This window comes from Streptomyces sp. NPDC059861 (genome assembly GCF_042731435.1).
Classification (GTDB): domain Bacteria; phylum Actinomycetota; class Actinomycetes; order Streptomycetales; family Streptomycetaceae; genus Streptomyces.
Window position 1 is genome coordinate 49,955 of the sequence record NZ_JBHWJQ010000008.1, and the last position, 22,548, is coordinate 72,502.

Below are 22,548 nucleotides of genomic sequence, written 5' to 3' on the forward strand. Positions count from 1 at the left end.
CCAAGCCCCGGCGCCCGCAGCCAGGCCCCCAGCACCCGCGGCTAGGCCCCCAGCACCTCCCCCAGCACCCGCCCCGCCCGCTCCACGTCCGCGAACCCCACATACAGCGGTGTGAAGCCGAAGCGCAGGATGTCCGGGGGGCGGTAGTCGCCGACCACGCCTCGCTCTATCAGCCGCTGCATCACGTCCCCGGCGTCCGCGCACCGCAGCGCCACCTGGCTGCCGCGCTCCGCGTGGGCGAGCGGAGTCACCGGCTCCACCCGCCCGCTCGGCACGTACTCCCCCACGCACTCCAGGAAGAAGTCCGTCAGGGCGAGCGACTTCTCGCGTACGGCCTCGATCGGGACGCCGTCCCACACCTCCAGCGCGGCCTCCAGGGCCAGCATCGAGAGGATGTCCGGCGTGCCGACGCGCCCGCGGACCGCACCCGGCGCCGGTTCGTACGCGCCGCGCATGCCGAAGGGCTCCACGTGCGAGTTCCACCCCGGCAGCGGTGAGTCGAAGCGGTCCTGGAGGTCCCGGCGCACGTACAGGTACGCGGGCGAACCGGGGCCGCCGTTGAGGTACTTGTACGTGCAGCCGACCGCCAGGTCGACGCCGTGCTCGTCGAGCCCGACCGGCAGCGCGCCCGCGCTGTGGCACAGGTCCCAGACGGCCACCGCGCCCGCCTCGCGCACCGCCGCCGTCAGCGCCGGCAGGTCGTGCAGCCGGCCCGTGCGGTAGTCGACGTGGTTCAGCAGGACCGCGGCCGTACGCCCCGACAGGGCGTCGTCCACCTCGCCCGGCACCACCGCGCGCAGCGAGCATCCCGTCATGCGGGCCGCCGACTCGGCGATGTAGCCGTCCGTGGGGAAGGTGGTGGCGTCCACGAGGATCTCGTCCCGCCCCGCACCGGCGATCCGGACCGCCGCCACCAGCGCCTTGAAGACGTTGACGCTGGTCGAGTCGCCCACGACGATCTGGCCGGGGGCCGCGCCGACCAGCGGGGCGATGCGGTCGCCGATCCGCTCCGGCGCCGTCCACCAGCCGCTCTCCTCCCAGGAGCGGATGCGCAGTTCGCCCCACTGCCTGCGGACGACGTCCGCCAGGCGGTCCGGGACGTGCGCGGGCAGGGCGCCGAGGGAGTTCCCGTCCAGGTAGACCACGTCGTCGAGGACGAATCGGGTGCGCAGCGGGGCGAGTCCGTCCGCCCCGTCCAGCTTCTGTGCCCGCAGGGCGAGTTCAGACATACGACCGCGCCGTCCACAGCTCGGGGAACACGTTCTTGCGGGCGCGCTTCTCCAGCCAGGCCACGCCGGCCGAGCCGCCCGTGCCGGCCTTGGCGCCCATGGCGCGGCGGGTGGCGACCAGGTGGTCGTTGCGCCAGCGCCACACCAGTTCGGCCACATCGGTCAGCGCCTCCCCGAGGCGCACGAGTTCGGCGTTCTGGTCGCCGGCGTAGAGGGCGGTCCACACCGCCTCGACCTCGTCCGACGGCTCGTAGCGCCGCGACACGTCACGCCGCAGCACGGACTCGGGCACGGCGTGGCCGCGCCGGGCCAGCAGCCGCAGCACCTCGTCGTAGAGGCTCGGCTCGTGCAGCGCCTTCTCCAGCTCCGCGTGGACGCGGGGGGCGCCCCGGTGCGGGACCAGCATGGACGCGGACTTCTCGCCGAGCAGGAACTCCATCCGCCGGTACATCGCCGACTGGAAGCCGGAGCCCTCGCCGAGGGCCGAGCGGTACGAGTTGAACTGGGCCGGCGTCAGCTGCCCGAGCGGCGTCCAGGAGGCGTTCAGCGCCTCCAGCTCGCGGACGGAGCGCTTCAGCGCCGCCACCGCCACCGGGATGTCGTCCTCGCGGAGCGCCTTCGCGGCGGTCTCCCACTCGTGGACGACGACGGTGAACCACAGCTCCATCACCTGGGTGGTGACCAGGAAGACCATCTCTCCGGGGTCGTCGGAGAGGGTGTGCTGGAGATGCGTCAGCACGTCCGCGTTGACGTAGTCCTCGTAAGGCGTCGTGCCTGCGAAATCGAGATGCGGGGTCTCGGGCTCCTGCGTTTCGTGAGCCTCTTGGGACATCGCTGTCTCCTGTTGTTACTCCGGGTAGCGGTCCGCCCCTGCCGTTACCGACACGGGGGCCCCGGTCCCCACCGGCATCCTCAGGGATGCCCCGGAACATCGCAAGGCCCGTCTGGATCACAGACGGGCCCCGCGAAAGTGTGCCTAGCCCAGCGTCTGCGCCGCCGCCGGCGAGGAGTCCTTCAGGAACTGGGTGCAGCGCTCGTACTCCTCCTGCTCACCGATCGAACCCGCCGCGCGGGCCAGGGCGTGCAGGGCGCGCAGGAAGCCGCGGTTCGGCTCGTGCTCCCAGGGCACGGGTCCGTGGCCCTTCCAGCCGCTGCGGCGCAGGGCGTCCAGGCCGCGGTGGTAGCCCGTACGGGCGTAGGCGTACGACTCCACGACGCTGCCCCGCTCGAACGCGTCGTCGGCCAGCTGCGCCCAGGCCAGCGAGGACGTCGGGTACTGTGCCGCGACCTCGGAGGGCGCGGCCCCGCCCGCGAGCAGCTCACGCGGCTCCGGGTCGTCGGGGAGGTGGGTCGGGGGCGGTCCCCCGAGGAGGTTCTCGTGAATCGTCATAGGACCAGTCTGGTACATCCCCGCGGAACGGGAGCGGCTGCCGTCCTGCCCTGCCCCGCTCCCCCGCGCCACACCTCCGCCGGGCCCGCCCCGCTCCCCCGTGCTACACCTCCGCCGGCCCCGGCCTCTCCAGCGGCGGGGACAGCACGTTGCCGTGCGTGCGGCATTCGGGGCGTTCGCAGCCCGGGGCCGGGTGGCGGACGTAGGTGAAGGCGAGGAACGAGCCGACCAGCAGGATCGCGGCGCAGACCACCATGGCCCGGCCGAACGCCGCGTCGAAAGCGGCCGGTGAGCGGTAGGCCTCCGGGCCCATCCCGGCCACCAGGGGCAGCGCGGCGACCGCCACCAGGCCCGCCGCCCGCGCCGCCGCGTTGTTGATGCCGCTGGCCAGACCGGCCCGGGCCGTGTCGACGGAGGCGAGGACCGTGGCGGTGAGCGGGGCGACCAGGGTGACCATGCCCAGGCCCAGCACCAGCAGCGCCGGCAGGATGTCGCGCAGGTACGAGGCGTCCTCGCCCACCCGCAGCATCAGCAGCATTCCCGTCCCGGCCAGCAGTGGCCCCACGGTGAGCGGGATGCGCGGGCCGATGCGCTCCCCCAGCGCTCCGGAGCGGGCGGAGAACAACAGCATCAGGGCCGTGGTCGGCAGCAGGGCCGTACCCGCGGCCAGGGCCGAGTAGCCGGAGACCACCTGGAGCTGGAGCGCGGCGAGGAAGAAGAAGCCGCCGAAGGCCGCGTACACGCACAGCGTGACCAGGTTGACGGCGGTGAACTGCCGCGACGAGAAGATGTCGAGCGGCATCATCGGATCGGGCCGGTGCTTCTCCAGGTACACGAAGGCGACGCCCGCCGCCACACCGGCGATCGCCGTCAGGGCGACCACGAGGGAGCCCTCCGTGGCCTCGATCAGGGCGTACGTCACCAGTGCCAGCGACATGGCGACCAGCACCGCGCCGAGCACGTCGAAACGGCCGTGCTTGCGGCCGTCGGCGGACTCCGGGACGTGCCGCAGGGCCACCGGAACGCACACCAGGGCGAGCGGGACGTTGAGCAGGAAGATCCAGCGCCAGCCGGGGCCGTCCACCAGCCAGCCGCCGAGGAAGGGCCCGACGGCGGCGCCGATCCCGCCGAAGCCGGACCACAGGCCGACCGCCCGCGCCCGGTCGTCGGCGTGGAAGGACGCCTGGATGAGGGCCAGCGAGCCCGGCGTGAGCAGCGCTCCGCCGATGCCCTGAAGGGCCCGCGCGGCGATCAGCACCCCCGAGTCGGGCGCGAACCCGCACAGCAGCGAGGCCGCCGCGAACCACACGACGCCGATGACGAAGATCTTCCGGCGGCCGTAGGTGTCCCCCAGCGAGCCGCCCAGCAGGATCAGCCCCGCCAGCGTGAGCATGTACGCGTTGACCGTCCACTGGAGCGCCGCCAGGTCGGCGTTCAGGTCGGCGCCGATATGGGGCAGGGCCACGTTGACGACGGTCGAGTCCAGCAGGGCCATGCTGGAGCCGAGCACGGTGGTGAGCAGGATCCACTTGCCCTGGGACGAGGACAGCCGGACATCAGGCATGTTCCCAGGTATACAGCGGGCCCGGCGCTGTCGCGCCGGGCCCGAGGGGGACATCCGGGTACTACTTCAGCTTCGTACCGGCCGAACGCAGGTGCCGGCAGGCCTCGGTGACGCGCGAAGCCATGCCCGCCTCGGCGAGCTTGCCCCAGGTCCGCGGGTCGTAGGTCTTCTTCGAACCGACCTCGCCGTTGACCTTGAGGACGCCGTCGTAGTTCTTGAACATGTGGTCGACGACCGGACGCGTGAAGGCGTACTGCGTGTCGGTGTCGATGTTCATCTTGACGACGCCGTTCTCCAGCGCGGTCTGGATCTCCTGCTCGGTGGAGCCGGAGCCGCCGTGGAAGACGAAGTCGAAGACCTTGGCGTCGGCGGGACGGCCGTACTTGGCGGCGACGCCCTCGTTGAGCTCCTTCAGCAGGTCGGGGCGGAGGACGACGTTGCCCGGCTTGTACACGCCGTGCACGTTGCCGAAGGACGCGGCGAGCAGGTAGCGGCCCTTCTCGCCCAGGCCCAGCGCCTCGGCCGTACGGATCGCGTCGTCGACCGTGGTGTACAGCTTGTCGTTGATCTCGTGCGTGACGCCGTCCTCCTCGCCCCCGGTCGGCGTGATCTCCACCTCAAGGATGATCTTCGCGGCGGCGGCGCGGGCGAGCAGTTCCTGGCCGATGGCCAGGTTGTCGGCCAGGGTCTCGGCGGAGCCGTCCCACATGTGCGACTGGAAGAGCGGGTTCTCGCCGCGGGCGACGCGCTCCTCGGAGACCGCGATCAGCGGACGGACGTACCCGTCGAGCTTGTCCTTCGGGCAGTGGTCCGTGTGCAGGGCGATGGTCACGTCGTACTTCTGGGCGACGATGTGCGCGAACTCGGCCAGGGCGACCGCGCCGGTGACCATGTCCTTGTTGTGCTGGCCGCCCAGGAACTCGGCACCGCCCGTCGAGATCTGGATGATGCCGTCGCTCTCGGCCTCGGCGAAGCCACGCAGAGCCGCGTGCAGGGTCTGGGACGAGGTGACGTTGATGGCCGGGTAGGCGAACTTGCCTGCCTTCGCCCGGTCGAGCATCTCGTTGTAGACCTCGGGGGTTGCGATGGGCATCTGTCCGCTCCTTGTATGTGCGGGTTGGCGTTCTGCGTACTTACGGCCCTGACCTAGACCTGGGGTGCGACGTCATCGTCGGCCCCATCTTTCCAGACGGGACGGGATGCTCCGAGGGCCCCCGGCAGGGGTGGCTCAGTCCAGTCCCAGCTCGTCCTTCGAGTACGCGTACAGGTAGGGCACCCCGGCGCCCTCCTCGATCTTCTCGGCGGCGCCGGTCGCCCGGTCGACGATCGTCGCGACGGCGACCACCTCGGCGCCGGCCTCGCGCACCGCCTCGACGGCGGTGAGCGGGGAGCCGCCGGTGGTGGAGGTGTCCTCGACGACCAGCACGCGGCGGCCCGCGATGTCCGGCCCCTCGACCCGCCGCTGCAGGCCGTGCGCCTTCGCGGTCTTGCGGACGACGAACGCGTCCAGCCCGCGGCCGCGCGCGCCGGCGGCGTGCAGCATCGCGGCGGCGACCGGGTCGGCGCCCATGGTGAGCCCGCCGACGGCGTCGAACTCCAGGTCGGCGGTCAGGTCGAGCAGCACCTGGCCGACCAGCGGGGCGGCCTCGCCGTCGAGCGTGACGCGGCGCAGGTCGACGTAGTAGTCCGCCTCCAGGCCCGAGGAGAGGGTCACCTTGCCGTGCACCACGGCCTTGTCCTTGATCTGCTGCAGCAGCGCGTCACGTACGTCCGTCATGCAGCCCAGCTTAGAGCCGCGTCCAGCGCCAGGTCGTCGTGGCCTCCAGCGGCTCCAGGGGGGTGACCAGGCGCGGGAGGGTGTTGAGCCCGTTGGGCGGCCCGGTCTGCGGCTCCACGCAGACGGCGGCCTCCTGCTCGTCGTAGACCACGACCCACTCCTCCGGGCTGGTGACCTTCAGCTCCAGCTGTCCCGGCCAGGTGACGGTGACGTCGACTCCACCGGGCATGCCGAAGCAGTCGTCCCAGGGGCCGGGCTCGGGGTCGAGGCGGTTGCCGGTGGGGAGGTGGTCGTCGCCGCGCTCCTCCTGCCAGGCGGGGGCGAAGTCGAGCTGGGCGTCGGCCCCGCCGAGGTTCCGGTTGAACCACGGGTGCCAGCCGATCTGCGCCGGGAAGGAGTCCTGGTAGGTCTCGACGGCCATGGTCAGCGTCAGGGCGTCCGGCGTGAGGCCGATGACGTGGGTGACACGCCCGGGGTAGGGCCAGGGGTCCACCAGGTCGTACGTCAGCACCGCCTCGTCGGCCGTGACACGGGCGGGGTTCCAGGCGCCGTCGCGGGCGGTGCCGTGGATGGCGTGCGGCGGGGCGTTGAGGGGCAGCTGGTGCACGACGGCGCCGTTGTGGAACCGGCCGTCGCGGATCCGGCCGCACCAGGGGACCATCGGGAAACAGCCGAATCGGTCGCCCTGGCGCAGGAGTTCGGTGCCGCCGACGCGGAGTCCCGCGACACGGCCGCCGTTGTCCGGCCGCACGGTCAGTTCCGCGTCGCCCGCGGTCAGCGTGATGGGTTCGTTACTCACGGGACGACCCTAACTGGGGGATCAAGAGGGCCTGTCCGGTCGCCGTCGCTCACTGGCGGCGGCGCAGGGCGCGGCCCAGGACGATGGCGCCCGCCACGACCAGCGCCGCGGCGGGGGCCGCCCAGCGCAGGGTGGGGTTCTGGACGACGGTCTGGGGGGCCGGGACGGGGGCGTAGCGGCCGCGGGGCGGCGCGTGGTCGACCTCCTCCGCGCTGCGGCCGATCATCGTGCGGCGCGCGTGCGCGGCCTCGGCGGGGGGCTCGGGGGCGTTGGCGGAGCCCTGGGAGCCGGCGTCGGCGTCGGCGTCGCTGTCCGCGAGGTCGGGGTCGTCGGCGGAGCGGTCGAGGGACGGGGGTGGGACCTCGGTACCGAAGACGGAGGGCGCCTCCTCGGCGGGCGCCTCTGGCACGTCCTGCGGCTGCCCCGCGGGCGCCTCGGGCACGTCGTCCTGCGGCTGCCCCGCGGGCGCCTCGGGCACGTCGTCCTGCGGCTGCCCGGCGGGCGCCTCGGGCGCGTCGTCCTGCGGCTGCCCGGCGGGCGCCTGGGGCACCTCCTGCGGGTGCCCGGTGGGCGCCTCCGCAGCGCCCTGCCGCCCGGTGGGCGCCTCGGGCGCGTCGTCCTGCTGCTGCCCGGCGGTGGCCCCTGCCGCGTTTTCCGCCTGCCGCTCCTCGGCGGGCACCTCCGGCGACCCCTGCCGCTGCCCGGCCGCGGCCTCCGCCGCGTCGTGCCCCTGCCGTTCCTCGGCGGGCGCCTGCTTCCCGGCGGGCATCTGCGGCGCTTCCTCCCGCTCCTGCCCGGCGTCGGTGGCCAGCTTCTCCGCCGTGCGGTCGAGCAGGCGGGTCACCGCGGAGTGGACCGTGTCCACGGACAGCTCGGTGATACGGCCGTCGGCCGAGGCGCTGCCCTGGACGGTGAGGGTGGTGCCGCCGTCGGTGTCGCGGAGGCGGACGGTGAGCGCGAGCTTGACCGCGCCGGTGCCGCGGGTCTCGGTGGCGTCGCCCTCGACGGCGTACGAACCGTCGTCCTGCGGGGTGACGCGTACGGTGCCCCGGTAGGTGATGGAGTGGCTGCCGACCCGTACCTTGAGCCGCCCGGCGACGGGCTCGGCACCCGCCTCCTGCTGGAGCCCGGGAACGGCCCGGGCGACCCGGGCCGGGTCGGCCAGCGCCGCGCCCAGCAGGGCGGGGGGAACCGGAACGAACACCTCATGCTCCATGCCGACGGAGCCTACCCGGGGTGACCGAAAGTACGCTCCCCTCGACGGCAACTCGCTCGGTATCTCTCCGATGCCCTCAGTACCTCGGATGGACCAGCGTGGACGCCGGCAGCCCCGTCATCCGGGGCGCCGGGACGTGACCGGCCGTGCCCAGGGACGGTGTGCCGCCGGTGGCGGCCAGGACGAAGCCCCAGTCGTGCGGGGTGCGGGCCAGGCCCGGGGCGCGGTCGGCGGTGGACGCGGAGTCCTGAACGGACACCCGGTGCGGGGCCGTGTGCAGGCCCGCCGCGCGCATCGTCGTCTCGACCGTCCAGAACGCCTCCGGGCGGGAGCGGACCGGGCCCGCGTGCACGGACAGCCGGCCACCGTCCGCCAGCACGCGCCGGGCGAGACCGTAGAACTCCTGGGAGTACAGCTTGGTGCTGTCCGTGATGCCCGGGTCGGGCAGATCCGCGATCACCACGTCGTACGCGGCGGTCGGCGCACTCCGCAGCCAGCCGAACGCGTCCGCCGTGGTGACGTGGACGCGCGGGTCGTCGTAGGCGTGGTCGTTGAGGTCGGAAAGTGCCGGATCCCGGTCCGCCAACTCCACGACCTCCGCGTCGAGTTCCACGAGGTCGACGTGGCGTACGCCCGGGTGGCGCAGCACCTCACGGGCGGCCAGTCCGTCGCCGCCCCCGAGGATGAGCACGCGCGCGTGCGTGCCGTTCATCGCGGGGCGCACCAGCGCTTCGTGGTACCGGCGTTCGTCGCGCCCGCTGACGCGCAGCCGGCCGTCGATGAAGAGGTCGAGGGGCCGGCCCTCGGTGCCGCCGGTCAGGACGATCTCCTGGACGTCCGTCTGCAGCGCCACGCGTACGTCCCGGCCGTACACGGCGGTGCGGGCGGCGCGTTCGAAGTCGTCGACGAGGACGGCGGCCGAGGCGAGGACGCCGAGGACGGCGACGTTGGTGACGATCAGCAGCCAGCGGGCACGGCACGTCAGATCGCGCCGGAACAGACCGAGCACCAGGCAGCCGCCGGCGACGACGTTGACCGCGCCGGTGAGCAGCGCGCCGGTCAACTGGCCCAGGAACGGCAGCAGAAGGAAGGGGAAGGCGAGGCCGCCGACCAGGGCGCCGACGTAGTCCGCGGCGAAGAGGTCGGCCACCGCGCCGCCCGCGTCCTGGCGGCGGACGCGCTGGATCAGCTCCATCAGCAGGGGGATCTCCGCGCCGATCAGCAGTCCGATGCCGAGGGAGAAGGCGACCAGGAGCCAGCGGGGGCCGTCGGCCCACAGGCCGCCCCAGTCGCCGGTCCAAGCGAAGACCGCGTACAGGGCCATCGCGCTGCACCCGCCGACCAGGGCGAGGGTCGCCTCGACGGCGCCGAACCCGGCGGCGGCGTGGCGGCGCAGCCGCTTGGCGGCGAGCGAGCCGATACCCATGGCGAAGACCATGACGGACAGCACGACGGAGGCCTGGGTGACCGAGTCGCCGATCAAGTACGAGGCGAGGGCGACCAGTTCGAGTTCGTACACCAGTCCGCAGGCCGCGCAGACGAACACGCCCGCGAGGACCAGGAACCGTCCGGTCGCCTGCCGCACGGGGATCCGCGCGGGGGCGCGCCAGGCGGGCGGGGTGCCGGGTGGGGCCGGCGCGTGCGGGTCGATCACAACTGCGACGTTACGTCACAGGTGCGGAGGTATTCGTCACCCACACGTGTGGAACCGTGCGCTGTCGAGGGCCGGGACGTTTGAGCGGGCGTCGCCGGGGGTTGTGCCCCCGGGCCCCCGCCTTCGGCATGCCAGGCCCCCGCTTTCGACTCGGACGGCCTTGTCCTCAGTCGCCGGACAGGGTCGCGGCGGGAGCCCGGCGTCGACGGCCCCCCGTCGCCCGGACTCCCACCCGCGTCCGCGTCGCGACCAGTTGCCCGTCCTGGGGATAGGCGTGCCACGTGCGCCAGTGGACCTGGCCCTCGTGGTGCTGGGCGAGCAGGGCCGTGAAGGCGTGCGGGCTGCCGGGGAAGACGCCGACCAGGCCGTGGGGGTGGTCGGAGACGAGGGCCAGCAACTCCTGGGCGCGGCCCGCGAAGGAGCCGGGTGACAGTGCCTCGACGCGCGCGGCGAACTCGTACTCCCAGTCCCCCACCCGCTTGGCGACGCCGAGCGGCAGCGGTGTGCTGCTGCCCGCGATGCACGCCACCGTCTCCGAGCAACTGCTCCGCTCCTCCTCCAGGAGCACCTGGTGGGACGCGCCGAGCAGGCGCAACTGGAGTTTGGCCTCGCCCAGTTCGAGGTCGAGGGTGGCGAGGGCGGGCAGTGGTTCACGGCCCAGCGCCCAGGCGAGGTCGGCCGCGCGCGTGTCGGTGTAGGAGGTGTTCAGGGTCGTGAGCATGGGTCGGCTCCGCTAGCACGCAAAGAAAGGCGGGGTGGGTCCGGCGCACCCCGGTCGACACCGGGAGATCGGCCCGGCGGCCCTGTCAGGAGCCCGGTCGGTGGCGGGGTCCGCAGGACGTCCGAGGGCCGCGTTGGTGATGTAGAGGGAATCATGAACTGTGGCGACCCCACAGCGTTTTTACCCAACTTCGTGGGGTTTCCATCCCTCAGAGGGCTCCTCAGCTCAACTGTTCAACCAGGGCGTACGACTGAGCGAGCTCGGCGTACGCCGGAGGGAGCGCGAACCGCGCCGGACCGGCGCACGGACGGCGCCCGCCGGACCGCGGCCCGGCGGGCGCCGCGCGGCAGGGATGCGGTTCCCCCTGCCGGAGCTCAGCTGCCCCGTGTCAGCTGCCTCCCCCGCATCCGCCGCCGCCTCCGCAGGACGAGCCACCCCCGCAGGAACTTCCGCCCCCGGAGTCGCCCGACCCGCCGTCTCCGCCGCCGGCCCACCAGCTGCCGCCGCCGTCGGACGCACCGCTGCGTCGTCCGGACCGGTTGCCCACCGTCCTGCGGCCGCTGCGGGCCGAGGCCACGATGCCCACGAGCACGAAAGCGATGAAGAGCGCCAGGATGATGCCGAAGACCATGGCGTCACCCTCCTTCCGTTTCCCCCGAAGCGGCCCCCCGTGGGCGCCTCGTTCTCTTGCGTGCCGAGGGGATGCCCGGCCACCGCCCGGCCCAAAGCAGAGTTGAGGAACTTCAGAGCCTTCTCACGGGGTAACGGCCCCTGACCTGCACAGATGGGCTGGTCAGGGGCCGTCCGGGACCCACTGGGCCGTCTGTGGGCCGTGATCTTCCTCGGTAAGGGGCCAGGTCGGCATTGCCAAAACCGCATTACAGGTCAGGGCCAGCCAGCAATACCGACCGAGGGTCAGCCAGCAATGAGTACACGGCCCTGGATTTCGCCACCTTTCGCTACCCCTCCGCAATACTTTGCGCCACCCCTGCAACGCGCTGACCTGCACAAACGGTCAACGCCGAAAACATTCGCCTACCTTCGCCACTGACCGCCATGCCTTTGCGCCACCCCTCTGACCTGCAATAACGTGCATCAGCAGGGGTATTTGCAGGCAGGGCGGTTGTACTATCGAGGTGCTATCCGGAGCAACCGTCACGGGTTCTCGGACAGACGCTGCGTGCCGTTAATTACCCAAGACTCCCGCGTGATCCACGAGTGCCTGGCCCCGGATCCACCCGGAGCCAGACCTCGCGCGCGGGGCGTTGTGAGCCCGGCCGACTAGATCCCGGCCGGGCTCACTTACACCCGTCCTATCGGCCGGAGCACCCGTCCCTCCACTAGATCAGTGAAGGAACCGTTCAGCGCACCCCGCGATGGCGGTGACCGCAGCGAGGGTCACCACCGCCAACTCAACCCAATCCCTCTTCGGACGTCGGCGGCGCATCCTCTTCTTGGGTCGCCCCATCGTGCCAGCTCCTGTCTTTCGTTACTTCCAACCGAGCGCATTAGCGACTGAGTTGATCCCCGATCAAGTCGATCCAGGGAGCTTTGCGGAGGCAGGAGCCGTCCTCGCAACCTACCTGGGGCGCGGGTAGCGGGCGACTATTCGCCACGGTTCGCCAGGGTTCGCCAGATGGTGTGCCACCGGGCTACGCATCTTGGCTTGGCTTGGGGACCTCCGCGATGAGCCGCCTCAAGATCCGTCGGAGCCACGCTGAAACATTGAGTCGATAGCAAGACGGGTGCGATCGCGACTATCGGGCATTAGGTGGGCATACACCCGTAGCGTCAGCCCAGGATCAGCATGTCCCATGTACTCGCTGAGCGCCTTGATGTTCTCACCCGCGTCCAGCAGCGCTGAGGCATAGAAGTGCCTGAGGGCGTGCATGCCGTGCTCTCGCGCCGACTCGAACTTGCCGTCACTTCCCGCTTCGGGAATCAGCCCCGCGGCCGCGAGAGCGGGCTTCCACTCCTTGCCGTTGAAGTTGCTGCGCCACACCAGACCCCCTTGCTCCGCCGTGAAGATCAGCCGGGCGGACACCTCCGGCCCTTCCGGCACGTCCCACGGCAACGTGATCGCCATCGGCTTGAAGGCGTCCATATGCGCCCGGAGGGCTTCCGCCACGGAGCCTGGTAGCGGCACGTCCCGCTTCTTGCCACCCTTGGGGAGGGCGAACACCGGGTGCCCTTCCACATGCTTGATCTGCCGAACCACGTGAAGCGTGCATCCGTCGGTGTCGATGGCGTCCTCGGCTAGCCCGAACACCTCGCCCTGGCGCAGGCCGCATCCGGCCCCGACGTTGACCATCGCTTGGTACCGATGCAGAAGGGCCGCGCGAACAGCGAACACCTGGTCGGGCACCCACGGGACTACGGGATGCGGGTCAGGCTTGGGGCGCCGTACGGTCCGGGCTCCGCACGGGTTGCGCGACAACAACGTGTCGTCGACAGCGGCAGAGAGGACCGACTGAACGTCGGCGAAGATGTTCCGGGCGTAGGACGGCCCGATGCCGGGCTTCGCCTCCAGGGCGGCCACGAACTCCCTGATGTGCTCCGGCCGGAAGGTCCCGATCGGACGGGAGCCGAGCACCGGGTAGACGTGCAACCGCAGGCGCCGGCCGAGTTCCTTCCGGGTCATCGGGCTGGGTGTCTTGGTGTCCAACCACTTCTCGGCGTAGTGCCGGAATGTGATCTGCATGGACTTGGGGTCGGTGTACTGACCGCGCGTCATGTCCGTCTCGATGGCGCTGAGCCACTTCTCAGCGAGCCGCTTCTTGCCGTCCGGGAAGCTCTTCGACTTCTCGGTGCCGTCGGGGCCCACGTATCGGGCCCGATAACGCAGGCCGGAGCCGTGGCGGTCGCTCTTGACCCGGACGGTCTTGCCTTCCGGGGTGGTCTCGGTCTTGAACCAGCGGTCTTGGATGTGGCCTGCCATGTGGGGCGTGGTCCCTTCGGAGCATGGGACGGGGAGGGCCACGGCGTGGCCCTCCCCGGGGAGTTGGGTGGTGTGGAGTGCGGCTGGCTCAGGCCGCGTCTTCGAGGGCGACCTGTTCGGCCTCCCACGCCTGCACGGCGGCGGGGTTGAAGCGGAGGTAGCGTCCGACTCGGAAGCCGGTCGGGCCGATGCGCTTGCGTCGCCACTGGTAGACGGTCTCGACGCTCGGGAGGCTGAACATGGTGACTAGGTCTTCAGGGGTGAGGTAACGGTCCGGGAGGCCTCCGCGCAGGAGGGCGCGCGGGTCGGTCGGCTCTTCGGTGGCCATGGTCTGGTGACTCCTCATGTCCGTCGCGGGGTTGTGTGAGGTGTCCTGCGGTGGGTTCTGTGCCGTGGGTTGCGTGCAGGCGCCGGAAGCCTCCGTCTGTCCGAGGTGCGGATTTCTGCGTCACCTGCGTCATCTGCGTCACTCGCCGCTCTGACCTGCGGATTCGCGGTGACGCAGCACGGTGGGGGTGCGTCACCGGTGACGCAGGCCTCCGTCATCCGGTGACGCAGGTGACGCGGGGTGACGCAGGATTCGGCTGTCTGCGTCACCGGTCTTTCGGCAGGTCACCGGCCGTTTTCGGGGCGTGGGTGACGCAGGTGACGCAGCGTCTTCCTATTTAGGACAAATGAGGGGGTGGTGTCTGTTGTGGTGCGCGGCTCAGGACGTGAAGAAGGAGCCGCTTCGCGGCGCGACCCTTGCAGGGCGGCGGTGCCGCCGAACAGCAAGAGGAGCACGCTGGCGGCGGGTGCTCCTCTTGCTTGTGCGGGCGGTCGTGGTGCCCTGCGGTCAGAAGGCCGCTGCCTGCTCGTGCGGGGGCGGGGCGGCCGGCCGCGCGATCTCGATGTAGCGGGATGTGTTCGTGCGTCCCCAGTCGATGAGGACGCCTCGGGCCGCGAGGGTGGGCTGAAGGCGCTTGAGGCGGTCTGAGAGCACCTTGCCGGTGGTCGGCCACCCTTTGGGCAGGAGGCGGAAGTCCTCGCCCGTGTAGAGGCCTGTGAGGCAGTGCAGCCATTCGGCAGACGTCATCCGCTGCTCGGTGCCCGGGTCGACGCCGGCGGCGTGCTTGAGCACGGTCTGTGCCAACAGGTCGCCCTCGATGACGTCGTCGTTGAGGTCGTCCAGGCTGGCCCGGTAGGCGGCGAGAGCTCCCAGACTGGTGGCCGCGTCGAGCTGCGCGCACAGGTGCGCGAAGTCGGCCATGCGCAGGTCCGTCGGGATGTCCGCATCGGCTGCCCGTACCTGCACAGTGAGGTCCAGGAGCGAGCCGAGGATGACGGGCAGCACCTCGGCGAAGTCCGACCACAGTTCCGCCTCGGTGCGACGGACGCGCGGCCGTTCCAGGCGCAGCGGCAGGAGCCGTTCTGCAAGGTCGGGCCGGATCACGCCGACGTCGATGCCGGTCAGGAGCAGGGGGCGGCGGTAGCCGATGCGAAAGACGTCCCCGTCGGTGAACAGGGCCCGCTTGACGTCCTCGGCCCCGGTGACGATGCGGCACATTGCGTCGGAGAGATCCGGCGTCATGTGGGAGAGGTTGTCCAGGGCCGTAACCCAGCCGGCGGCCACGGCCGTGGTCAGGTTCTCCTCATCCTTCGGGGCCCGGCGCAGGTCACCGCTCATGCCCTCGATGATCCGCACGAGCATGCGCCCACCGGTGGACTTCCCGGCGCCCTGCGGCCCGGTGAGGAACGGGGCCGGGACAGGCACGGTCGGTCCGAGGCAGCCGATGAGCCAGGCGATGGCCAGGCACTCCGTCTCCGCAGTGGCGAAGTTGCACAGCCGCATCAACAGGTCGATGCCCTTGCCGTCGGTGTCCTTCACCGGCAGGGGCAGCTCCCCTGTGAGCTGGGTACGCCGCCAGCACACCTCGCGCGGGTCGGGGGTGCGGATCTCCCAGCCGGTGGGGTGGATGCGCACGGACTGCCCGTCGCTGCGCCCGAGGTCCAGCCACGTGGCCCCGTCGAATCCGGGGGCGACGCGGATGTGCACGGGCTGCACGTCCTCGGTCAGCGCCAACGCTTCGATCAGGTCGAGCGCTTCCTTCATAGAGGTGCCGTTGAACACGCCGATGCCGTCCCTGAACAGTCCGACCATGAGTTCCTGCCGGTGGCTGCCGGTGGTGCCCTGCGAGCGGATCGGGCGGGCCACGGGGTGGCCCTTCTTCTGGGCATACACGGTGCCGTCGGCGGTGCGGAAGTACCGGAAGTGCGCTTGCGCGTAGTCGGTGATGATCTCGCGAGCGGGGGTCTTTTCGTCGTCGGACATGGTCACAGTCCCAACGTGGTGCGGGCGTTGGTCCACGCGTCCGTGCAGTGCCGGGCCGTCTCCCCCTTGGCCTGCGCGGCGGTGAACAGACGGGCGACGTGGGCGTTGGTGAGGCAGCCGCACCGGCCGTGCGTGGACAGCACGGCGAGGAACGTCCGGTACACGGTCGCGTGGACAGCGCTGGACGCCTCCGTGATGCGCTGCACGGCCATCGCGACGCCCCGTTCCAGGAACGCGGGCGTGCGGTGTCGGCACTCTCCCCCGCGGGCCCCCGTGGGCACGGCGACGGACGCCGGCCGGGCCGGGGAGGGCTCTTTGACGGCCAGCGCGCGCACGGCGTCCGGCAGGTCGGCCATGGCGCCGGTGCCGGGCCCGAGGTAGCGGGCATAGGCCATGGTCGACTTGATGTCCACGCCGGGGCGGACCGCGTTCCGTGACGTCATGGCGCCCCGGTAGATCCAGTGCTCACCGCGCGTCGTCGGCACGGTCCGCGTGGCGGGTAGGGCGGTGCGGGCCCAGGCGATGGCGTCCGCGTCGTCCAGGTCGACCACGGTCAGCCCGGCGCCGCCGGGGTGGTAGCCAACGCACACCGCCCGCCGCCATGCCGCCGCCCATGCGGGCGAGACGATGACGGCCGGGTCGGTGGTGGCGGCGGCCCAGGCGTGGCAGACGCGGGGGCAGCGGCACGGGCCCGGGGATTTCATGTTCGGCCGACCGCCGCACGCGTTGTCCGCGCACACCGGGCAGTTGCCAAACGGCACCTTCCCCCGGCGCAGGGGCAGCACGGGCACGCCGGACGCCGCGAGACTCAGCGCCGTGTGCTGTGGATAGGGCGTGAGTTGCGTCATGCTGGAAGACCTCCAACAGATCTGAGTGGGTCTGGTTGGGCATGGGCGACCCCGCGGCTTTGGCGAGGCGAAGGGGTCGCCCTTGGCGTAGCTACTGGTAGAAGCGGTTGCGTTTGATGACGGCCTTGCGGATGTTGACCGTGGTCCCGCCGGCGTGACGGCTTGCGCCGAAGATCTGCACGGCGATCCAGCCGCCGAAGATGACCGCGGCCAGCGTGATGAGCTGGGTGATCAGCGCGGTGAGCGCGGTGATGAACGTGGTGAGCAGCAGCAGTCCGCCGCACACGGCGAGGAACCCGACGCCCCCGAGGGCGACGTTCACCGCCCCGCGGGAGACGGCAGGCTTCGCGGCGACCGGTTCCGGCTGCGCGGGGTGTATGGCGTAGCCGGTGACGACCCGTCCGTCGGGCAGGACCACGCTCGCGACCGCCGGAACCGTGCCCGGCTGGACGGACGCGAGCGGCGCCGGTCGCACGGCGGCGGGGGCGATCGGGGTGGGCTGGTGGACTTCCACGGCTCGCTGTGCGGGCGCGTGCGGGGTGTGGCGGGGGTACATGCGGAATCCCTTCCGGTGCTGGGTCGGGGAGGCAGGGATACCCCCTGCCGGGGGTGCTGTGGAGGGGGTTCTCGGGGGTCTGACCTGCATGCCTCGCCGCCTCCCCGAAGGGGTGATTTCGCTGATCAAGGCGGGGGAGGCGGTCCGGGGAGGCTGTTGGGGAGTTCTCCCCGCCTCCCCGGACCGGGGCGGCTTGCCTCCCCGCTACTGGGAGGCGGAAGCGGAACCGTCCCCGTCGCGGTCGGCGACGGCCCGGACGACGTCCTCAGAGCGGACGACCATGCGGCCGTGCGACTTCTTCGCTTCCACGCCGTGGGCGTCCAGGACGCGGGTGAGGTCACCGAACGACCAGCGTCCGTAGGCGTCCTCGCTGAGCACGGACAGCCGCTTGATGACGTCCTGCGTGAACACCCGCTTCTCGTCACCGAGGACGGTGAGGATGTCGGCGAGCGGGTCACGCTGCTCGTCCCGCTTCACGGCGTGCAGGGTGGTGACGCCGCTGCGCAGGGCTTTGGCGCGGTCGGTGATGGCCTGAGCGTCCTCGTCGCCGATGAAGTGCGTGCGCACGGTGATGGACGACTGGCCCTTGGGGATCTCGATGCCGTCGGAGGCGACGACCAGGGTTCCCTTGTCCAGGCCCTGACGCAGCAGGTGCGGGGCGGCGCCGCCGTTGACGGCCTTCTCCCCCAGCGCCATGACGGCCTGCGCTTCGGTGCCCAGCGCGAGTGAGGCGCGGGTGTGGGCGCCTTCCCGGACGAGCTTGGGAAGGTTTTGGTCGGTGGGGTCCTGCGTCCCCTCGTACATGAGCACGTCGACCACACGGCCCTGGTTGTGGACCTTGCGCACGGCCATGAAGTACCGGGAGATGGCCTTCGAGCCGCCGTAGGGGCGCTTCTCGTCATCCACGGCCGGGCACATGAACGCCACCTGCGCCTCGTCCACGATGCCGATGAGCGGATCGAACACCACGGTGGGGTCGGCCTGGCGTTCCGCGATGCGGCGGTTCATCTCATCCACCAGGCCCTCGACCATCTCGGTCGCCTCGATCACGTGCTCATCGGTCGGGCCCTGGATGAGCACGGTGGCCAGCCCGTCGAACATGGCCCAGTCCCCGGCGCCCTTGAGGTCAGCGATCCGGAACTCCACCCGCTTGTCCAGCGACGCCCACAGAGCCAGCGAGCGCAGAGCAGCCGTCTTGCCCTGGTTGGACAAGCCGGTGATGAGCAGGTGGCGCTGATACAGGCTCAGCGACGCCGCATCCCCGCGCAGGTCCTGCCCCCACGGGGCACGGCCCTTGGCGTAGTCGGCGGTCAGCGTCTCATCGGTGACCAGCGGAGACGGCCCGATCGGCTCATCGAGCGCCCCCGAGTCGGCGATCCACAGCCGCACCGTCCGCGCCGCTTGAGGGATGGTGATGAACACTTCGTGCTCATGGCGGCTCAGGTTCTCGGCAAGCTTCCTGCGCTTGTTCTGCACCTCGTTCGTGGCCACCCCGGACGGAAGCGTGACGTCGACTTCGACGCCGCATCCGGCGATGCGGATCGGTCCGAGCATGGACGCGCCGGCGTCGCCCATTTCCTTGATGGCGTTACGCAGTGCGGGCACCCCGAGGTCGCGCAGGGCCTTGACCACGATGGACGGCGTGATCGGCTCCCCCTCACCGGAGCGGACGTTGGCGGGCAGTGCCCAGTTCGGGGCGGCGTGCTGCTTGCGGCCGACCGACCACAGGGCCAGCAGGGCGAGGAACGGGGCGACCGAGAGGAGCGGGCCCCACACGACCTGCACGATCCGGATCAACAGGGCGATGAAGTCGATGGTCGCCGACAGGGGCGTGATGACGTCGCCGACGTGACCGGTGTTGATGGCCATCACGACCCCGAGCGCTACCAGGACACCGACGCTCATCCCGGCGCCGACGGCGATGCCCTTGGCCGCGTCGACCGGGGAGTGCAGGAGGTCCATGCGGCGGTGGTGGCGGGCGGCGCGGAAGCGCTGCAGCCGCTCTTCCCACTCCTGCGCCAGCTCGAGGTTCCCCGCGGCTTCCGCCGCCCGGATCATCCGCTCGTAGCGGGACCCGGTCCGGCCGTCCCACGTGCGGCGGGCCACGATCCGCCCGCCGTTGAGGGTGTAGAGGCTGTGCCGGGCGATGCCGCGCATGGTCGCCTTGGTGTGCTCGTGCGTGACGCCGTTCTTGATGGCGCGTCCGGAGCGCACCCACAGCGGTACGGGTGCGGGCGGTGCAGGGTCGGGGACCACGGTTAGCGTGGTCACGGTCGCGGTGCCGGCGGGCGGGTCGGTGGGCTTGTGGAGGTGAACGACGTTCTCGGACATGCGGGGAGTACTCCTGACTGCCCGGATCGGGCGGGAGTCGAAAGAAGAGAGGGGGTGCCGGGGCGGTCGGGTCGGCGGAAGGGGCGACCGCCCCTGGCGGGTCAGCGGCCCTGACGGGTCCGGTTCTCGGAAGCGCTGAGCTGCGACGGCCTAGTGCGGGGGCCGTCGACCCAGCAGAACGGGCGGATGGTGTCGGCGGCGGTGAAGACACGGATGGCGGCGCCCTCCGGGGCGTGGGGCAGGGCGTAGACGCGTCCGCCGTCGAGGGAGGCCAGCAGGCGGGCGGCGTGGTGCTCGCAGCCGTCGGCGCCGGCGTTGACCGCGTCCAGCACGGTCACCACGGCCGGGCCGACACACGGCGTGGGGTCTTCCGGATGCGCGGACAGGCAACGGTGCTGGTCCACGCTCACCACCACCCCGACGACTTCTTCGCGGCCTTGGCGCGGGCGGCCTCGGTGATGAGCCTCTGCCGTTCGGCGTGCAGGGCGGTGAGCTCCGCGTTCAGCCGCATCTCCGCGGCCGAACCGGTGGTGTCCATCTGCTGTTCCGCGCGGCCGGTGCTGCGGCCCTTCGCGGCACGGTAGGAGCCGCCCGCCAGGGCGCGGGCCATGGCCCGCCGCTCGCTGCCGTTCAGCGGCCACCACTCGCCCCGCCGCACGGCTTCCAGCTTCTTCGTGGTCGCCTGGATCTCACGGTCCAGGCGGCGGATGTCGGAGTTGCCCATCAGGTACTCCCTCGGGAAGTGAACGATCGGTGTGTAGGGCGTCCTGGCAACGGCCCGCTACGGTGGGGATGTGGGCGGGGGACCAGAGCGCGAGACGCGGCCGTGCAAGTGGTGCGAAGCGCCCGTACGGCAGCCACAAAGCCGTTGGCGCCGACGGCGGTTCTGCAACCGGGAACACCGCCGGCGGTACGGCGTACTTTCAGCAGTCCTGCGGTTCCTGGACGGCCTCTAGCCGGTCAGGTCATGCACCAGCCGGAGTCACAGCCGGAGTCCCATTCGTCGAACGGCAAGGTGTCCACGCCGTCCGGGATCGCAGCTCGCAGGGGCCGGTTGAACCGGGTCAGCCACACGTGGTCCTTGCCGAGTTCGTCACGGCGGCGGTTGAGGAGTTCTTCGAGCTGACACGCCTTCTCGAACAGCTCCGGCTCGTTGCGGCGCATGTCGTGCCAGGTCTCCGGCCGGTGGAACGGGCAGAACCAGCACGAGGACTTGGGCGGCACCGGCAGCCCGGCGTTGCGGATGATGCGGGCGCAGTCGATACGGCGGATCCCGCGTTCCAGCAGCGGATACTCGATGACCTCGTGCGGCTCGCAGCGCCGCTTGTTCGCCCGGTGGATCTCATCGAGGCTGATGTTCGATCCCGACCGTGGCGGGGGCGTCCTTGGTCGCGCCGCGGCGTTTGAGTTCGTCGCCGACAACCTTGATTTTGAACTGGGCCGTGCAGGAGCGGGTGCCGGGCGCCCCGTTCGACATCCGCACCGGGATCTGCAGCGACCGCGACCCGTCCCGGGTGAGGTCCTGATACAGGGTGCGGACCTCACCCGAGCGCTTCATCACCCGGTCCAACACGACCAGCTCAAGGCCGTGCGCTTGCGCGTAGGGGATGGCGTACTGGCGCAGGTAGGCCAGGGTGGCGGGGTGCTCGGAGTCGTCCCCGACGTTCGCCATCAGGAACGTGCGATAGTCCAGCTCCCCGGTGGCGGCGAGGACCAGGGCGGCGGTGGACTGCACGCCCCCGCCGAAACTGAACGACTTCACCGCATCCGTCGTGCTGACGCTGCTCACGCGACCACCCGCTTCCACGCGGCCCGAAGCCGGACCTCGGACGCGGCGTGGCCCTTCGCGCGGAAGCGGCTGGCCATCTCGCGGTAGGACAGGGCCGGATCTTCGCTGTGCCGGATCTGGTCGACCAGCACATCGAGCGCGTCATCCGTGAGAGCGGGCCCCGTCTCCAGCGCCGGTACCGACTCCATCGGCCCCCACACCGGGAGCTCCCAGCGGGGCGTGACCTCGGGTGCGACGCGGTGCGTCACGCTGGTCAGCGCCCTGCCGGTGTCCTCGCCCCGACGGGCCGCCTCCAGCGTCGACCACGCCGCAGACAGCGTCTGCGCGGTCCTGGCCTGCACTCGTGCGACGCGCGCCCCGGCCTGCGTCACGGCCGTCAACCGGGTCTCCTCGGTGGCCGCTTCCGCCCGCAGCCGGGCGCGGGCCACGGCCGCCTCATCGCGCGCCTCCTGCTGTATGCCTCGGATCGCACCGAGCGCGGACGGGGTGAGCGCGGTGCGCTCCCACAGCCCGTGCACCAGCCATAGCGCCTTCGCGGCGATCGGGAGCCAGGCGACGGCCAGCCACGCGCCGGGTGAGTCTTCCCCGAGCGCGTGCGCGACCAGGACGCCGGTGGCGATGAGGCCGAACGACCAGCCGACGGCGGTGACTGTGCGGTTGTGGTCGCCCTGGGCGGCGAGGCGGCGTTCGTAGGCGAGGGTGGCCAGCCATCCCCCGTCGATCCCGAGACCTACGACCACGGCGACGGGCCACGGCACCGCGGTGCCGAGCCACATCACGACCACGGCCAGGGTGAGGACCATGGACACCGCCGTCATCGCGACGGCGGGAAGAACGGTCTTGCCCCTCAAGCCGCACCCCCGGGCAGGCTCGCGGCGGCGGTGCGGTTGGCCAGGTCCACCCGCGCGGCGAGCGCCCGACGGCGGGCCCGGCGGATGCGCCGGGCGTCCAGCTCGGTCGGGGTGCGGTCGAGGGTGGTGATGTGCGCGTCGAGCAGGTCGACGTCCGCGAGGATCACGGGCATCTCCAGCTCGATCGCATCCAGCTCCGTGCCCGTGGGTTCCATCCACGGCTCGAACGCGGTAACAGCTTCCTGAACAGTGACGATGTGGCTCATTGGGTCGTGGTTCCTCTCACAGGCGGAACGGCCCGAACCGTGCCCCCGGTGTTACAGCACCGGGGGCACCTGCCGTTGAAGTCGGTAGATCCGGCTCCCCTCAGCCCTGCTCGTGCGAGACGAGCAGGGGAGGCAACCGGCCCGCAGCTCTTGAGCTGCGGAAAGGTCGAGTTGCGCTGTACTCGCACGTGGAGTCAGAACCCACGCACGCCGCCCTCTTGCTTGCAGAGGTGGGGCGGTTTCCCTCAGCACGCTGTTGAGTTGTCAAGGAACGACCGGCAAGGGGCCCGCCAATAGAGGCGAGCTGT

The 22,548-nt window shown here is 71.3% G+C and carries 23 protein-coding genes; all 23 read right to left on the reverse strand.

From position 1 onward, the window contains the following. Positions 1–41 precede the first annotated feature (41 nt). The 23 genes from kynU to ACFV6X_RS09650 all read right to left on the reverse strand — a co-directional run bounded on the left by kynU (position 42) and on the right by ACFV6X_RS09650 (position 22,240). Positions 42–1,229 (reverse strand): kynureninase, encoded by a 1,188-nt coding sequence (gene kynU / locus ACFV6X_RS09540; protein ID WP_385380045.1) that lies wholly within the window; start codon positions 1,227–1,229, stop codon positions 42–44. Continuing rightward, positions 1,222–2,061: a tryptophan 2,3-dioxygenase family protein gene (locus ACFV6X_RS09545; RefSeq protein ID WP_385380048.1), complete on the reverse strand. Its 840-nt coding sequence runs from the start codon at positions 2,059–2,061 to the stop codon at positions 1,222–1,224. Before ACFV6X_RS09545 ends, kynU begins: the two co-directional genes overlap by 8 nt. A gap of 144 nt (positions 2,062–2,205) precedes the next feature. Continuing rightward, positions 2,206–2,619 (reverse strand): DUF3151 domain-containing protein, encoded by a 414-nt coding sequence (locus ACFV6X_RS09550; protein WP_385380051.1) that lies wholly within the window; start codon positions 2,617–2,619, stop codon positions 2,206–2,208. Between the two features lie 103 nt (positions 2,620–2,722). Next, positions 2,723–4,183: an MFS transporter gene (locus ACFV6X_RS09555; RefSeq protein ID WP_385380054.1), complete on the reverse strand. Its 1,461-nt coding sequence runs from the start codon at positions 4,181–4,183 to the stop codon at positions 2,723–2,725. 61 nt (positions 4,184–4,244) lie between these two features. Continuing rightward, positions 4,245–5,276, reverse strand: a complete 1,032-nt coding sequence (gene fbaA / locus ACFV6X_RS09560) for a class II fructose-bisphosphate aldolase (protein WP_385380057.1) — start codon at positions 5,274–5,276, stop codon at positions 4,245–4,247. Between the two features lie 135 nt (positions 5,277–5,411). Further along, positions 5,412–5,960 (reverse strand): orotate phosphoribosyltransferase, encoded by a 549-nt coding sequence (gene pyrE, locus ACFV6X_RS09565; RefSeq protein WP_385380060.1) that lies wholly within the window; start codon positions 5,958–5,960, stop codon positions 5,412–5,414. Between the two features lie 10 nt (positions 5,961–5,970). Next, positions 5,971–6,759 (reverse strand): aldose 1-epimerase, encoded by a 789-nt coding sequence (locus tag ACFV6X_RS09570; RefSeq protein ID WP_385380063.1) that lies wholly within the window; start codon positions 6,757–6,759, stop codon positions 5,971–5,973. A gap of 49 nt (positions 6,760–6,808) precedes the next feature. Then, positions 6,809–7,975, reverse strand: coding sequence for an SRPBCC family protein (locus tag ACFV6X_RS09575; RefSeq protein ID WP_385380066.1), 1,167 nt, complete (start codon positions 7,973–7,975; stop codon positions 6,809–6,811). A gap of 76 nt (positions 7,976–8,051) precedes the next feature. Continuing rightward, entirely contained in the window at positions 8,052–9,629 is a 1,578-nt protein-coding gene (locus ACFV6X_RS09580) for a polyamine aminopropyltransferase (protein ID WP_385380069.1), read from the reverse strand. Between the two features lie 166 nt (positions 9,630–9,795). Further along, positions 9,796–10,350 carry a DUF2617 family protein gene (locus tag ACFV6X_RS09585; RefSeq protein ID WP_385380072.1) on the reverse strand — a complete coding sequence of 185 codons (555 nt, stop codon included), beginning with the start codon at positions 10,348–10,350 and terminating at the stop codon, positions 9,796–9,798. Positions 10,351–10,738: 388 nt separating this feature from the next. Beyond that, the gene (locus ACFV6X_RS09590) at positions 10,739–10,981 is read right to left on the reverse strand and encodes a hypothetical protein (RefSeq protein WP_385380075.1); all 243 of its coding nucleotides are present in this window, start codon (positions 10,979–10,981) and stop codon (positions 10,739–10,741) included. 1,065 nt (positions 10,982–12,046) lie between these two features. Then, positions 12,047–13,288: a tyrosine-type recombinase/integrase gene (locus ACFV6X_RS09595; protein ID WP_385380078.1), complete on the reverse strand. Its 1,242-nt coding sequence runs from the start codon at positions 13,286–13,288 to the stop codon at positions 12,047–12,049. Positions 13,289–13,376: 88 nt separating this feature from the next. Next, on the reverse strand, positions 13,377–13,616 hold the full coding sequence (locus ACFV6X_RS09600; protein ID WP_385380081.1) for a helix-turn-helix transcriptional regulator: 240 nt from the start codon (positions 13,614–13,616) through the stop codon (positions 13,377–13,379). Between the two features lie 507 nt (positions 13,617–14,123). After that, positions 14,124–15,599: an ATP-binding protein gene (locus ACFV6X_RS09605; RefSeq protein ID WP_385380084.1), complete on the reverse strand. Its 1,476-nt coding sequence runs from the start codon at positions 15,597–15,599 to the stop codon at positions 14,124–14,126. Positions 15,600–15,601: 2 nt separating this feature from the next. Beyond that, entirely contained in the window at positions 15,602–16,447 is an 846-nt protein-coding gene (locus tag ACFV6X_RS09610) for a bifunctional DNA primase/polymerase (protein WP_385380087.1), read from the reverse strand. A gap of 91 nt (positions 16,448–16,538) precedes the next feature. Next, positions 16,539–17,003, reverse strand: a complete 465-nt coding sequence (locus tag ACFV6X_RS09615; protein ID WP_385380090.1) for a hypothetical protein — start codon at positions 17,001–17,003, stop codon at positions 16,539–16,541. Positions 17,004–17,207: 204 nt separating this feature from the next. Continuing rightward, positions 17,208–19,334 carry an ATP-binding protein gene (locus ACFV6X_RS09620; protein ID WP_385380093.1) on the reverse strand — a complete coding sequence of 709 codons (2,127 nt, stop codon included), beginning with the start codon at positions 19,332–19,334 and terminating at the stop codon, positions 17,208–17,210. A 101-nt stretch (positions 19,335–19,435) separates the two neighbouring features. Beyond that, positions 19,436–19,738 (reverse strand): hypothetical protein, encoded by a 303-nt coding sequence (locus tag ACFV6X_RS09625; RefSeq protein ID WP_385380096.1) that lies wholly within the window; start codon positions 19,736–19,738, stop codon positions 19,436–19,438. A 2-nt stretch (positions 19,739–19,740) separates the two neighbouring features. Beyond that, positions 19,741–20,058, reverse strand: a complete 318-nt coding sequence (locus tag ACFV6X_RS09630) for a hypothetical protein (protein WP_385380099.1) — start codon at positions 20,056–20,058, stop codon at positions 19,741–19,743. 236 nt (positions 20,059–20,294) lie between these two features. After that, entirely contained in the window at positions 20,295–20,756 is a 462-nt protein-coding gene (locus ACFV6X_RS09635; protein ID WP_385380102.1) for a hypothetical protein, read from the reverse strand. After that, positions 20,677–21,123 (reverse strand): hypothetical protein, encoded by a 447-nt coding sequence (locus ACFV6X_RS09640; protein ID WP_385380105.1) that lies wholly within the window; start codon positions 21,121–21,123, stop codon positions 20,677–20,679. Before ACFV6X_RS09640 ends, ACFV6X_RS09635 begins: the two co-directional genes overlap by 80 nt. Then, positions 21,120–21,974 carry a protein spdB gene (locus tag ACFV6X_RS09645; RefSeq protein ID WP_385380108.1) on the reverse strand — a complete coding sequence of 285 codons (855 nt, stop codon included), beginning with the start codon at positions 21,972–21,974 and terminating at the stop codon, positions 21,120–21,122. The genes ACFV6X_RS09640 and ACFV6X_RS09645 overlap by 4 nt, the downstream gene beginning before the upstream one ends. After that, positions 21,971–22,240, reverse strand: coding sequence for a DUF6284 family protein (locus ACFV6X_RS09650; RefSeq protein WP_385380111.1), 270 nt, complete (start codon positions 22,238–22,240; stop codon positions 21,971–21,973). Before ACFV6X_RS09650 ends, ACFV6X_RS09645 begins: the two co-directional genes overlap by 4 nt. Positions 22,241–22,548 lie beyond the last annotated feature (308 nt).

What these genes read in the sequence shown, in the direction of transcription:
- ACFV6X_RS09595 (WP_385380078.1), bottom strand. Translation starts at nt 13,288, where the DNA reads ATGGCAGGCCACATCCAAGACCGCTGGTTCAAGACCGAGACCACCCCG.
- ACFV6X_RS09600 (WP_385380081.1), bottom strand. Translation starts at nt 13,616, where the DNA reads ATGGCCACCGAAGAGCCGACCGACCCGCGCGCCCTCCTGCGCGGAGGC.
- ACFV6X_RS09555 (WP_385380054.1), bottom strand. Translation starts at nt 4,183, where the DNA reads ATGCCTGATGTCCGGCTGTCCTCGTCCCAGGGCAAGTGGATCCTGCTC.
- ACFV6X_RS09610 (WP_385380087.1), bottom strand. Translation starts at nt 16,447, where the DNA reads ATGACGCAACTCACGCCCTATCCACAGCACACGGCGCTGAGTCTCGCG.
- ACFV6X_RS09585 (WP_385380072.1), bottom strand. Translation starts at nt 10,350, where the DNA reads ATGCTCACGACCCTGAACACCTCCTACACCGACACGCGCGCGGCCGAC.
- fbaA (WP_385380057.1), bottom strand. Translation starts at nt 5,276, where the DNA reads ATGCCCATCGCAACCCCCGAGGTCTACAACGAGATGCTCGACCGGGCG.
- ACFV6X_RS09620 (WP_385380093.1), bottom strand. Translation starts at nt 19,334, where the DNA reads ATGTCCGAGAACGTCGTTCACCTCCACAAGCCCACCGACCCGCCCGCC.
- pyrE (WP_385380060.1), bottom strand. Translation starts at nt 5,960, where the DNA reads ATGACGGACGTACGTGACGCGCTGCTGCAGCAGATCAAGGACAAGGCC.
- kynU (WP_385380045.1), bottom strand. Translation starts at nt 1,229, where the DNA reads ATGTCTGAACTCGCCCTGCGGGCACAGAAGCTGGACGGGGCGGACGGA.
- ACFV6X_RS09550 (WP_385380051.1), bottom strand. Translation starts at nt 2,619, where the DNA reads ATGACGATTCACGAGAACCTCCTCGGGGGACCGCCCCCGACCCACCTC.
- ACFV6X_RS09590 (WP_385380075.1), bottom strand. Translation starts at nt 10,981, where the DNA reads ATGGTCTTCGGCATCATCCTGGCGCTCTTCATCGCTTTCGTGCTCGTG.
- ACFV6X_RS09650 (WP_385380111.1), bottom strand. Translation starts at nt 22,240, where the DNA reads ATGAGCCACATCGTCACTGTTCAGGAAGCTGTTACCGCGTTCGAGCCG.
- ACFV6X_RS09575 (WP_385380066.1), bottom strand. Translation starts at nt 7,975, where the DNA reads ATGGAGCATGAGGTGTTCGTTCCGGTTCCCCCCGCCCTGCTGGGCGCG.
- ACFV6X_RS09545 (WP_385380048.1), bottom strand. Translation starts at nt 2,061, where the DNA reads ATGTCCCAAGAGGCTCACGAAACGCAGGAGCCCGAGACCCCGCATCTC.
- ACFV6X_RS09605 (WP_385380084.1), bottom strand. Translation starts at nt 15,599, where the DNA reads ATGTCCGACGACGAAAAGACCCCCGCTCGCGAGATCATCACCGACTAC.
- ACFV6X_RS09630 (WP_385380099.1), bottom strand. Translation starts at nt 20,058, where the DNA reads ATGGGCAACTCCGACATCCGCCGCCTGGACCGTGAGATCCAGGCGACC.
- ACFV6X_RS09615 (WP_385380090.1), bottom strand. Translation starts at nt 17,003, where the DNA reads ATGTACCCCCGCCACACCCCGCACGCGCCCGCACAGCGAGCCGTGGAA.